The sequence below is a fragment of the Streptomyces sp. NPDC053673 genome, from assembly GCF_055585225.1.
The window spans coordinates 63,493-74,717 of the sequence record NZ_JBVJKN010000013.1 but is presented as its reverse complement, the minus strand read 5'-3'; the positions used below and the strand labels follow the sequence as shown (position 1 = coordinate 74,717).

The window sequence follows — 11,225 nt, the reverse complement described above, 5'->3', positions numbered from 1 at the left end:
TCCATCGTGCGCGCCGATTGTCCCCACAACAGACACAATTCCGCCACGACCGGTTCCCGTCTGCGGGAGCGGGGCACACGCAGCCGGCGGCGGACTTCGCGCGCGTACCCGTGATCAGCCGGTGCAGCCGGTCCGCGGCGGCACGGCCGAACGACGGATCGTTGATGTGCGTGTCGAAGTCCACGACCTCCACCGCGCTGCCTCGCAGCCCGTCCCGCAAGGTGCGGAACAGCGCCGTGTCGGCAATCGGGTCGTGGTAGTCGACAAAGCAACAAGGGCGCGTCATGTTCGTTCAGGCGCACGCGGCGGACGACGACCCGCGGCGTCCAGGATGACGGCCAACTGGCGCTGAAGCGTGCCCAGATGCGGGTCGAAGGCCGCCGCCATGGCCGCCGATCCCACGGTGAAGGCATCCACGCCGGCCGCCGCGAGCGCCGCGATCCGCTCGCGGCTGTCGATGCCGCCGGCGACGACGAGCCGTCCGGACGTCGCCGCGCGGGCACTGCGTACCAGCTCCATCGGATCGGCGTCGGTGGCCCGGTAGGCGAGCAGATCGACTCCGTCGCACCCGGCCGCCTCGAAGCGCCGGCACTGCTCGGCGACCTGCTCCGGTGTGCCGCCGAGCCGGGTCGGGTGGCCGGACGGAGTGCCGGGGAAGGGGAGATAGCGGATTCCCGTGCCGCGCAGCAGCTCCAGGGTCTCCTCGGCCCAGATGCCGCCCATGAGCTGGTCGACGCCGAGATCGACGGCCATCCGAGCCGAGTCCAGGGCCCGTTCCCGGCTGGTGCTGACCACTTCGAGACAGCTTGTCGCGCCGGTTGCCCTGATGCGGCGGTGCAGAGCGGCCAGGGTGCCGGCATTCACCCCGACGTCCTTGAAGCCGATGTGCCGCAGCCCGACGCCCGCGAGGCTGTCGACGAGTTCCAGGCAGTCGCGTACGGTCCGGTCGCCGCGCGTGAGCATGAAGATGAAGTCCACGGTGCCTTCCTGGTGTTCTGCTGGGGAGTGTCTTCAAAGTGGCGTCGTCAGCCGACCGTCGGGCAGACGGGGCTCTGAAGACTTAGGGCCTGTCAGGGCGCGGGCGTGCCGCAGCGCGGTGAGCAGACTGGTGTGATCGGCGACGCCCTGACCGGCGATGTCGAAGGCCGTGCCGTGGTCCACGCTCGTACGGACGAACGGCAGGCCGATGGTGATGTTGACCCCGTGCTCCAGGCCGAGGTACTTCACCGGGATCAGCCCCTGGTCGTGGTACTGGGCCACGACCACGTCGAACTCCCCTCGGCGCGCCCGCAGGAAGACCGTGTCGGCCGGCCACGGCCCGCTCGCGTCGATCCCTTCGGCGCGCGCGGACTGCACCGCCGGCGCGATGATGTCGTGCTCCTCGCGGCCCATCAGCCCGTTCTCGCCGGCGTGCGGGTTGAGTCCGGCGACGGCGATGCGCGGCCGGGGAATCCCCGTCCCGCGCAGCGCGTCATGGGCCAGCCGCAGCGCGGTCAGTTCCGCCTCGACGGTGAGGGAGTCCACCGCCTCGCGCAGAGCCTGGTGAATGGTGACGAGGACGACCCGCAACTCGTCGTTGGCCATCATCATCGCGTACCGCTCGGTGCCGCTGAGCGCGGCGAGGATCTCGGTGTGACCCGGGTAGGGGAGTCCCGCAAGGCGCAGGGCCTCCTTGCTGAGCGGCGCGGTGACGAGGGCGGCGACCCGGTTCTCGAGCGCGAGACCGACGCCCTTGGCCACGTACTGGTACGCGGCCCTCCCGGCCCGGCTGTCGACCCGCCCCGGGCGGAGTTCCTCCGGCAGGGAGGTCCCGGACAGCACCTGCACGGTGCCCGCCGCGTCGTCCATGTCGTCCACGGAGGCCAGGGCACGGATCGGGATGTCGAGACCGATGGCCGCCGCCGTGCGGCGGAGGACTCCCTCGTCACCGATGACGAGTACCGGAGGACCGCAGCGGTCGTCGGCCACCAGCCCGAGGGTGATCTCCGGTCCGATACCGGCCGGGTCACCCATGGTCACCGCTATGGGGCGCACGTCGAACTCCTTACGAGGTACGTGAGATGAGGTCGGTGAGACGGCAGAGCGTGTCGCGGTCGCCGAAGCCGCCGGCCTTGAGCACGACGGGGATCCGCCGGGGGTGGTCGAGCAGGCCGAGCGCGATGCCCGGTTCCGGCTCGTCGACGAGGTGGAGGTCGCGGGCTCCCAGCGCGAGCAGGACGGTACGAGCGGTCTCCCCACCGGTGAGCACCAGCGCGTCGAAGGCGCCGCGCGACGCGAGCGCGACGACGGCCCGGGCCAGCGCCTCCGGCACCGAGTGCTCCGTACGTACGTCCGGTCCGTGCAGCAGCGCCCTGGACCGCGCGGCCAGCTCCCGCTCCGCAAGATCCACGGCCGCGGGGTCCAGTACGGGCACCAGCGCGCCGCTCTCCCGGGTGGCGAACCGCGCGGACTGCTCGCGGCCCGCCGGGTGGAGACTGCCGACAACGACGAGGACCCGCGGCCGGGATGAGCGGACGTCACCATCGGGAGCGGGACGTCCGGGGCCGGGGCCCAGCCTTCTGGCCAGGGCCGCGGCAAGGCCCGGTGAACCGACCCAGAGCACCTGTCCCGGATCGGGCACCGCGGCCACCAGAGCGTCCAGGTCCTCGTCACAGGCGGCGTCGGCCAGCATGAGCGGGGCCGTCCCGAGGAGCCCCGACACCGTCCGCTCCCGCGCCACCGGCCGCTCCCGCGCCACAGGCTGCCCCCACGCCACCGTCCGCTCCTGCAGTGCGACGCGATCCGCCCGTACGGCGCCGGGAATCAGCCGCGTCAGATCGGCACAGCGCACCGGATGGGCCGGGTCCTCGGCGAACGCGGTCTCGTGCACCGGCCGCCCCGCCAGGAGCTGTACGCCGCCGACGGTCGTGCGGCCCTCCGCCGGAAACGCGGGCGCGATGACGGCCGTACGCCGTCCGCTCGCCGCCAGGGCCGTGAGTGCGGCACCGATCTCCGCGGCGAGATGCCCGCGCAGCGTCGAGTCGACGGTCTTGAGCACGACGTCCGCGCCCGCCAGGGCGGTCGCGGCCCGGGCGGTCAGGGCAGCCGCGGCCTCGGCCGGGCCCGTGCGGGTGTCGAGGTCGATCGCGGTCACACCGGGCGCCGGGCCGTCGGCAGGACCCGCGAGACTGATACGCGCCGGGAAGCCGGCCGCTCTGAAGGGTGCGGCCCCGTCGCCCGCACTCGTCAGGTCGTCGGCGAGGATCGCGACCGTCCGTGGCCGTGCCGTCCCTGCCTCATCCGGCCGACCGGCCACCCTGGGGCTCCCGGTGTCGGAGAACGAAGCGAATGTGTGAGCAGAGCTGACCTTCTTCATCGTGACGAACCCTTCGGTCCCGGCTGCTGTCGCTCCGTACTTCCGCTGGGTGAGCCCCTTGCCTGCCACTACTTTCACCGGTCGACAGGGAACCTGTAAAGCGACGATCGCTCACATCGTCTGTGACAGACTCTCACGCATGACCTGGACAGATCTGCCGCCGCTCGGGACGCTCGTCGCCTTCGAGGCGACGGTCCGGCACGCGAGCGTGAGCAAGGCCGCCGCCGAGCTGCATCTGACCCATGGCGCGGTGAGCCGCCAGATCCAGCAACTCGAACACGCCCTGGGAGTGGCCCTGTTCGAGCGGCGCAACCGCGCGGTCGTCCCGACGCCGGCCGCGCGCAAGCTCGCCCAGGACGTGACCGACGCACTCGGCCTCCTCAGCACGGCGGCCCGCCGCACCCGCGCGGCCGCCGAACCCGGTCCGCTCGTGCTGTCCTGCGAGCCCACACTGCTGATGCGCTGGCTGATCCCCCGACTGCCCATGATCGCCGAACCCGCGCCCGCCCTCGATCTGCGCCTCGTCGCCTCCGGTGGCCCGGTCCCCTTCGACCGCGAGGGAATCGACGCCGCGATCCGGCGCAACGACTTCCCGCTGCCGGACGGCGTGCCCGCGCACCGGCTGTTCGACGAGTACGTCGGACCCGTGTGCGCCCCCGAGCTCGCGCGGGACCTCGCCACGCCGGCGGACCTGACGGGCCTGACCCGGCTGCACACCCGCACCCGGCCGTCGGCCTGGCAGGACTGGGCGTCGGCCGCAGGGGAGACCTTGTCCGTCGCAACCGAGCAGACCTTCGAGCACTTCTATCTCAGCCTGCAGGCCGCGGCCAGCGGCATCGGCGTGGCCATCGGCCCGCTCGCCCTCGTCCACGACGACCTCCGGGCGGGGCGGCTGGTCGCGCCCTTCGGGTTCCGGCCCGACGGCAGCGCGTATGTCCTGCTGGCCGCTCTCCCGCCGGACGACGCGCGCCTGGCCGTATTGCTGGGACGGCTCGGCGAGGAGGCGGAGAAGACGGCCGCGTCGGTGCCGTGCGCCCCCTGAATCCGGGGCGGGCCGGCGGGTGGGATCCCCGGCGGCCCTGCTGCCGGCCACCCCAGGTCGTGTCTTCGGTGCCGTCCCGACATCGCTCCGTCGGAGGGTGACACCCCGGGCGGCCTGCTCGTCCAGCCGGCCGTGCCCGTGCGGGCAACCCTGCGGCGGTCTCAAGCCGGACCTAGTGCCCCTCCCGGCAAGCTTTGCCCTGCAGCGCCGCCCGGCACGCACCCTCGCTGCGTTGGCCGAAAGCCCTGGTAGCTCCGCTACAAGGACTTCCGGCCGCCTTGCGATGCTTCCCCTCGGCCCTGCGGGCCTGGGGAGACCCCATGCACCGGACGACGCTCCTCGACGGGCAAACATCGCCGGTCGCGGCACTAGTCTGGACTACGACGGCGCTGTGGAGGTGTGCCATGTCGCGTAACCATCACTTCCACCTCGACCGGGGGAAGCACTCGATCACGGTCAACGTGGGCCCCGGCAGGACCGGCGGCATCGAGCTCCTGGTCGACGGCAAGGTGATCGCGTACCGGCGCGAGCACGGTACGGGGACGACAGTGCTGACAGGCGAGCTGCCGGACGAGCCCGCCCGCCAGTTCCTGGTCCGGGTGCACCAGCCGCACCTCGTGCGCGTCAAACCCGGCTGCACCCTGGAGCTGGACGGCGTGGAGCTGCCCATGCCGGAGCGTTACGCGGCGTTCTGAGCGCCGCCGATCGGTCGCTCCGACGGTCGCTTTCGAGTGACCTCCGCGGCTCCGTACCGACGGCGGCGGCCGGATGTGTCCGACGATCGCAGGCGGCCGGATCCTCGCCCGGCCGTGAGCCCGCCGGATCCGGTGGAAGGCCGCCATGCACATCCTGCTCGTCGCCAGTGCGTACAACAGCCTCACTCAGCGAGTCCACGCGGAACTGCGCGACCGCGGACACTCCGTCGCCGTGGAGCTGACACCGCGCAGCGACTCCGTTCGGGCCGCGGTCCACCGGCACGAGCCGGAGCTTGTCGTGGCCCCCATGCTGAAGACCGCCGTGCCCCGGGACGTGTGGGCCGAACACACCTGTCTCATCGTGCATCCCGGGCCGGTGGGTGACCGGGGGCCGTCCTCCCTGGACTGGGCCATTCACGAGGACGCAGGCTCGTGGGGTGTCACCGTCCTGCAGGCGGACGAGGAGATGGACGCCGGTGACGTGTGGGCCACCGTGAACTGCCCGCTGCCACCGCTCGCCAAGAGCGATCTGTACCGGAACGAAGTCTCCGACGCCGCCGTCACCGCTCTTCTGCTGGCCGTCGACCGGTTCGCGTCCGGTACGTACACCCCGCAGCCGCAGAACAGCCTGCCGGGCCCGGTCCGCACCCGGCCCTGGTTCCGCCAGGAGCTTCGGCGTATCTCCTGGGAGGAGGACCTCACCGGGACCGTCGTGCGCAAGCTGCGCGCCGCGGACTCGCAGCCCGGAGTGCTGGACAGCCTGCTGGGCGGTGAATGGTTCCTCCATGGCGGCCACCCGGAGGACCAGCTGCGCGGCCGCCCCGGTGATCTGCTGGCCACTCGTGCCGGTGCCATCTGCCGCGCGACGGTGGACGGCGCGGTGTGGATCCCCGAACTGCGCCCGCGCCGCGGGCCCGAGGGGCCGGCCACCTTCAAACTGCCTGCCACCCTGGCCCTTGCCGGCCGCCTCCCGGCGCTGCCGGAGCTTCCCGCGCCGCTGCACCACGACGGGCACCGCGATGGCCACCACCACGGGCACCGCGATGGCCACCGCAGGACATGGACCGACATCCACTACCGCGAGGAGGGACAGGTCGGCCTGCTGTCGTTCTCCTTCCCCGGCGGTGCGATGAGCACCGCGCACTGCCGGCGCCTCCTGGACGCCTACCGGGTGGCCTGTTCCCGGCCCACCTCGGTGCTGGTGCTGGGAGGCGGCCGGGACTTCTTCTCCAACGGCATCCACCTCAATGTCATCGAGGCGGCCGCCGACCCCGCAGCGGAGTCCTGGGCCAACATCAACGCGATGGACGACCTGGTGGAGGCCGTGCTGACCAGCACCGACCGGCTCGTGGTCGCAGCTGTCGGCGGCAATGCGGCGGCCGGCGGGGTGATGCTCGCGCTGGCCGCCGACGAGGTCTGGTGCAGGGCGGGCGCGGTGCTCAACCCGCACTACCGGCGTATGGGGCTGTACGGCTCGGAGTACTGGACGTACACGCTGCCCCGGCGCGTGGGCGGCCCCGTGGTGGACCGGCTCATGCGGGAGGCCCAGCCGGTCACCGCGACCGCCGCGCTGGGGCTCGGTCTGGTGGACCGCGTCGTCGACTGCGGTCCACAGGAGTTCACCGACGAAGTCACCCGGCTGGCCGCACGGCTGGCACCGTTTCCCGCCACTCAGTCGCGGATCGCGGCGAAGAAGGCCGAGTGCGAGCGCCGGGAAAAGGTCGAGCCGCTTGCGGTGCACCGGGAGAAGGAACTGGCCCGCATGCTCCGCACCTTCTCCGACCCCACAGCGCCCTACCACGCGCTGCGCCGGGCGTTCGTCCGCAAGGAACCGACGCACGGCGCCCCGTTCGGCCCGGCCACGGTGGCAGCGGGACCGGCCGCCTGTTAGCAAGGAGACAAAGGCCCGCTTACGGGTCTTTGTCGTATACCCCCCCAGGAGACATCCCCATGGATGCAGCAACGCCGACCGCGGTCGACGCCGCCGGCTCGTCCGGCGCGGCCGCCACGGACGAGTCACCGATCCACATTCTCTGGATCAACGCGGGCCTGAGCTGTGACGGCGACTCGGTCGCCCTGACGGCCGCCATGCAGCCCAGCATCGAGGAGATCGCGCTCGCCGGCCTGCCGGGACTGCCGAAGATCCAGGTCCACTGGCCGCTGATCGACTTCGAGTGCGGCCCGGTCGGCGGCGCCGACACCTTCATCGAGTGGTTCTTCAAGGGGGAGCGCGGCGAGATCGACCCGTTCGTACTGGTCATCGAGGGCTCCGTGCCCAATGAGTCGATCAAGCAGGAGGGTTACTGGTGCGGCTTCGGCGACGATCCGGAGACCGGCCAGCCCATCACGACCAGCGAGTGGATCGACCGGCTGGCTCCCAACGCGCTGGCCGTCGTCGCGATCGGCACCTGCGCCACCTACGGCGGTATCCACGCGATGGCCGGCAACCCGACCGGGGCCATGGGCGTGCCCGACTATCTGGGCTGGGACTGGACGTCCAAGGCCGGAATCCCCATCGTGTGCGTGCCCGGCTGCCCGATCCAGCCCGACAACTTCGCGGAAACGCTGACGTACCTCCTCTACCAGGCGGCCGGGTCCGCCCCGATGATCCCGCTCGACGACAAGCTCCGCCCGACCTGGCTGTTCGGCGCCACCGTGCACGAGGGCTGCGACCGGGCCGGCTACTACGAGCAGGGCCAGTTCGCCGACACCTACAACTCGCCCAAGTGCCTGGTCAAACTCGGCTGCTGGGGCCCCGTCGTCAAGTGCAACGTGCCCAAGCGCGGCTGGATGAACGGCATCGGCGGCTGCCCCAACGTGGGCGGCATCTGCATCGCGTGCACCATGCCCGGCTTCCCCGACAAGTTCATGCCGTTCATGGACGAGCCGCCCGGCGCCACGGTGTCCGTCACGTCCAGCGGCGTGTACGGCGCCGTGATCCGCAGGCTCCGGAACATCACGGCCAGGACCGTGGACAAGGAGCCCAAGTGGCGGCACACGGGCGAGAAGATCACCACCGGCTACCGCCCGCCGTGGTGACCCAACTCCAGGACACCGATCCCGGGACACCGACCCCCACCCCCTCCTGCTCGAAGACGTGAAGAAGGGCACCGCACACACAATGGCGACACAGGCGAAAACGACCGGCGACGGCCTGGTGGAGATGTCCTGGGATCCGATCACGCGGATCGTGGGCAGTCTCGGCATTCACACAAAGATCGACTTCAAGCAGAAGCGGGTCGCGGAGTGCTACAGCACCTCGTCGGTCTTCCGCGGCTACAGCGTCTTCATGCGCGGCAAGGACCCGCGCGACGCCCACTTCATCACCAGCCGCATCTGCGGCATCTGCGGCGACAACCACGCCACCTGTTCCGTCTACACCCAGAACATGGCGTACGGCGTGAAGCCGCCGCACCTCGGCGAATGGATCATCAACCTCGGCGAGTCCGCCGAGTACATGTTCGACCACAACATCTTCCAGGAGAACCTGGTCGGGGTCGACTACTGCGAGAAGATGGTCCGCGAGACCAACCCCGGTGTGCTGGAACTCGCCGAGCGCACCGAAGCGCCGCACGCCGCGGAGCACGGCTACCGCACCATCGCCGACATCATGCGCTCCCTCAACCCGCTCGAGGGCGAGTTCTACCGCGAAGCCCTCCAGGTGAGCCGCTACACCCGGGAGATGTTCTGTCTGATGGAGGGCCGCCATGTGCACCCCTCCACGCTCTACCCGGGCGGCGTGGGCACGGTCGCCTCCGTCCAGCTGTTCACGGACTACCTCACCCGCCTCATGCGCTACGTCGAGTTCATGAAGCGCGTGGTCCCCCTGCACGACGACCTCTTCGACTTCTTCTACGAGGCGCTGCCCGGGTACGAGGAGGTCGGCCGCCGACGCGTGCTGCTCGGCTGCTGGGGAGCGCTCAACGACCCCGAGTACTGCGACTTCACGTACGCCAACATGACCGACTGGGGACGGAAGATGTTCGTCACCCCCGGTGTCATCGTCGACGGCAAGCTGGTCACCAACGACCTCACCCAGATCAACCTCGGCATCCGGATCCTGCTGGGCAGCTCGTACTACGAGGACTGGGAGGGCCAGGAGCAGTTCGTCACCCAGGACCCGCTCGGCAATCCGGTCGATCCCCGCCACCCGTGGAACCAGCACACCATCCCGGCCCCGCAGAAACGGGACTTCGACGACAAGTACAGCTGGGTGATGTCCCCACGCTGGTTCGACGGCAAGGACCACCTGCCCCTGGACACCGGCGGCGGCCCCATCGCCCGCCTCTGGTCCACGGCCTTGTCAGGACTCGTCGACATCGGCTACGTCAAGGCGACCGGGCACAGCGTCGTCATCAACCTGCCGCGCACGCTCACCAAGCCGGAGACCACGTTCGAGTGGAAGATCCCGCAGTGGAGCAACGCGCTGGAACGCAACCGCGCCCGCACCTACTTCCAGGCCTACGCCGCGGCCGTCGCCCTGCACTGCGCCGAGAAGGGCCTGGAGGAGGTCCGCGCCGGACGCACCCAGACCTGGGAGAAGTTCGACGTGCCGGACGAGTCCATCGGAGTCGGCTTCACCGAGGCAGTGCGCGGCGTCCTCTCCCACCACATGGTCATCAGGGACGGCAAGATCGCCAACTATCACCCCTATCCGCCGACCCCCTGGAACGCCAGCACCCGCGACTCCTACGGCACTCCCGGCCCCTATGAGGACGCCGTGCAGAACACGCCCATCTTCGAGGAGAACCCCCCGGAGAACTTCAAGGGCATCGACATCATGCGGACCGTCCGCAGCTTCGACCCCTGTCTGCCCTGCGGCGTCCACATGTACGTGGGCGACGGCAGGACGGTGAAGTCGATGCATGTGCCCACCGGACTGAGCGGCCTCGCCGGATGAGCGCGGTGAACGCGGAGCAGGCCGGCCGGCGGGTCGAGGAGGTCCTCGACCGGCTGGCCGCCACCGGCGACGAGCAGGCGTGCGCGGCGGCCGAGGAACTCGTGCGGGTCCTCATGGACTTCTACGGCGCCGGTCTGGCCAGAGCCATAGAGCTGCTCGGCCACCCCGCCACCGAGCCGTCCGGTGGCGATCCGCGCGCCGGCCTGTACGAAGACGAACTGGTAGCGAGCCTGCTCGTGCTGCACGAGCTGCACCCCGAAGACGTCCCCACCCGGATCGCGCGCGCCCTGCGCAGCGTCCGGCACTCCATCGAGTCGGCCGGGTTCGACGAGGTGACGGGCGTCCTGCGGCTGCGGGTCACCGGCTCGACAGGCTGCGGGTGCCCGAGCACCCAGGAAGTCGCCCGGCAGGCCGCCGTGGAGGCACTCGCCTGCTTCGCACCCGAGGTGACCGCGGTGGAACTGGATCAGACGGCCGCCCCGCGTGAGCCCGCCCTGCTCCAGATCGGCTCGGGCCCGCCCGACGCCTCCGCCGCCGGCCGTTCCACGGTCACGGTGCGATGAGCGCGATCCGCACCGTGCCGGGCGCCCCCGGCCCCCGGGGCCTGCGCCGCTTCACCACGCCCCAGCCGCCCCGCGAGGAGCGGTGCGAGCTGTGCGGGGTGCCCGTGGCCGAGGAGCGCCACCGGCATCTCGTCGACACCGAGCGACGGGCGCTGGCCTGCGCCTGCGACCCGTGCGCCCGGCTGCTGGACCGTCCGGGCACTTCGCAGGGCCGCTTCCGGGCGGTCCCGGGCCGCTTCCTCACCGACCCCGGCCACCGGATCGACGACAACGCGTGGGAACTGCTGAGGATCCCCGTCGGCGTGGCCTTCTTCTTCCGCAACTCCGCACTCGACCGGCTCGTCGCGCTCTACCCGAGCCCGGCCGGGGCGACCGAGAGCGAACTTGAGCCGTCGTCCTGGCAGGCCGTCCTCGCCGGAACCCGGCTCGCCGCACTGCTCGAACCCGACGTGGAGGCCCTGCTGTTGCGCCGGACCGACGGTCGCACCGAGTGTCACCTGGTGCCGATCGACAACGCGTACGAGCTGGTGGGCCGGATGCGGCTGCGCTGGCAGGGCTTCGACGGCGGCGCCGAGGCCCGCGCCGATCTCGACGCCTTCTTCGCTCACGTACGACAGCGGGCCAAGGTGCCACAGGGGAGCCGGCCATGACGTCCATGTCTGCCATGAAT

Annotated in this window: 10 protein-coding genes and 1 pseudogene; 7 read left to right on the top strand and 4 right to left on the bottom strand. The window is 71.1% G+C overall.

The window, feature by feature from the left end; genetic code table 11:
* Positions 1-127 precede the first annotated feature (127 nt).
* From ACZ6ZQ_RS19950 to ACZ6ZQ_RS19935, 4 genes and pseudogenes are all read right to left on the bottom strand, one after another.
* Positions 128-286, bottom strand: a pseudogene (locus tag ACZ6ZQ_RS19950) (hypothetical protein); the annotation flags it as partial.
* Positions 283-978, bottom strand: a complete 696-nt coding sequence (locus ACZ6ZQ_RS19945) for a HisA/HisF-related TIM barrel protein (RefSeq protein WP_469769829.1) — start codon at positions 976-978, stop codon at positions 283-285. The gene ACZ6ZQ_RS19945 and the pseudogene ACZ6ZQ_RS19950, both read right to left, overlap by 4 nt.
* A 33-nt stretch (positions 979-1,011) precedes the next feature.
* Positions 1,012-2,034, bottom strand: coding sequence for a 4-hydroxythreonine-4-phosphate dehydrogenase PdxA (pdxA, locus tag ACZ6ZQ_RS19940; protein WP_469769828.1), 1,023 nt, complete (start codon positions 2,032-2,034; stop codon positions 1,012-1,014).
* A gap of 10 nt (positions 2,035-2,044) precedes the next feature.
* Positions 2,045-3,295, bottom strand: a complete 1,251-nt coding sequence (locus ACZ6ZQ_RS19935; RefSeq protein ID WP_469769827.1) for a four-carbon acid sugar kinase family protein — start codon at positions 3,293-3,295, stop codon at positions 2,045-2,047.
* Between the two features lie 199 nt (positions 3,296-3,494).
* On the opposite strand from ACZ6ZQ_RS19935, the gene ACZ6ZQ_RS19930 reads away from it, so the two are divergent.
* The 7 genes from ACZ6ZQ_RS19930 to ACZ6ZQ_RS19900 all read left to right on the top strand — a co-directional run bounded on the left by ACZ6ZQ_RS19930 (position 3,495) and on the right by ACZ6ZQ_RS19900 (position 11,205).
* On the top strand, positions 3,495-4,397 hold the full coding sequence (locus ACZ6ZQ_RS19930; RefSeq protein WP_469769826.1) for a LysR substrate-binding domain-containing protein: 903 nt from the start codon (positions 3,495-3,497) through the stop codon (positions 4,395-4,397).
* A gap of 404 nt (positions 4,398-4,801) precedes the next feature.
* Complete coding sequence (locus ACZ6ZQ_RS19925) at positions 4,802-5,092, top strand: hypothetical protein (RefSeq protein WP_453659384.1); 291 nt, start codon at positions 4,802-4,804, stop codon at positions 5,090-5,092.
* Positions 5,093-5,237: 145 nt separating this feature from the next.
* Positions 5,238-6,983, top strand: coding sequence for a hydrogenase maturation protein (locus ACZ6ZQ_RS19920; protein ID WP_469769825.1), 1,746 nt, complete (start codon positions 5,238-5,240; stop codon positions 6,981-6,983).
* 59 nt (positions 6,984-7,042) lie between these two features.
* Positions 7,043-8,131: an NADH-quinone oxidoreductase subunit B family protein gene (locus ACZ6ZQ_RS19915; RefSeq protein WP_469769824.1), complete on the top strand. Its 1,089-nt coding sequence runs from the start codon at positions 7,043-7,045 to the stop codon at positions 8,129-8,131.
* A gap of 82 nt (positions 8,132-8,213) precedes the next feature.
* Positions 8,214-9,992: a nickel-dependent hydrogenase large subunit gene (locus ACZ6ZQ_RS19910; RefSeq protein ID WP_469769823.1), complete on the top strand. Its 1,779-nt coding sequence runs from the start codon at positions 8,214-8,216 to the stop codon at positions 9,990-9,992.
* The gene (locus tag ACZ6ZQ_RS19905) at positions 9,989-10,555 is read left to right on the top strand and encodes a hypothetical protein (RefSeq protein WP_469769822.1); all 567 of its coding nucleotides are present in this window, start codon (positions 9,989-9,991) and stop codon (positions 10,553-10,555) included. Before ACZ6ZQ_RS19910 ends, ACZ6ZQ_RS19905 begins: the two co-directional genes overlap by 4 nt.
* Positions 10,552-11,205, top strand: a complete 654-nt coding sequence (locus tag ACZ6ZQ_RS19900) for a DUF5947 family protein (protein ID WP_469769821.1) — start codon at positions 10,552-10,554, stop codon at positions 11,203-11,205. Before ACZ6ZQ_RS19905 ends, ACZ6ZQ_RS19900 begins: the two co-directional genes overlap by 4 nt.
* Positions 11,206-11,225 lie beyond the last annotated feature (20 nt).

Coding starts and splice junctions, on each gene's coding strand:
- ACZ6ZQ_RS19930 (WP_469769826.1), top strand. CDS start 3,495: ATGACCTGGACAGATCTGCCGCCGCTCGGGACGCTCGTCGCCTTCGAG.
- ACZ6ZQ_RS19925 (WP_453659384.1), top strand. CDS start 4,802: ATGTCGCGTAACCATCACTTCCACCTCGACCGGGGGAAGCACTCGATC.
- ACZ6ZQ_RS19920 (WP_469769825.1), top strand. CDS start 5,238: ATGCACATCCTGCTCGTCGCCAGTGCGTACAACAGCCTCACTCAGCGA.
- ACZ6ZQ_RS19915 (WP_469769824.1), top strand. CDS start 7,043: ATGGATGCAGCAACGCCGACCGCGGTCGACGCCGCCGGCTCGTCCGGC.
- ACZ6ZQ_RS19910 (WP_469769823.1), top strand. CDS start 8,214: ATGGCGACACAGGCGAAAACGACCGGCGACGGCCTGGTGGAGATGTCC.
- ACZ6ZQ_RS19905 (WP_469769822.1), top strand. CDS start 9,989: ATGAGCGCGGTGAACGCGGAGCAGGCCGGCCGGCGGGTCGAGGAGGTC.
- ACZ6ZQ_RS19900 (WP_469769821.1), top strand. CDS start 10,552: ATGAGCGCGATCCGCACCGTGCCGGGCGCCCCCGGCCCCCGGGGCCTG.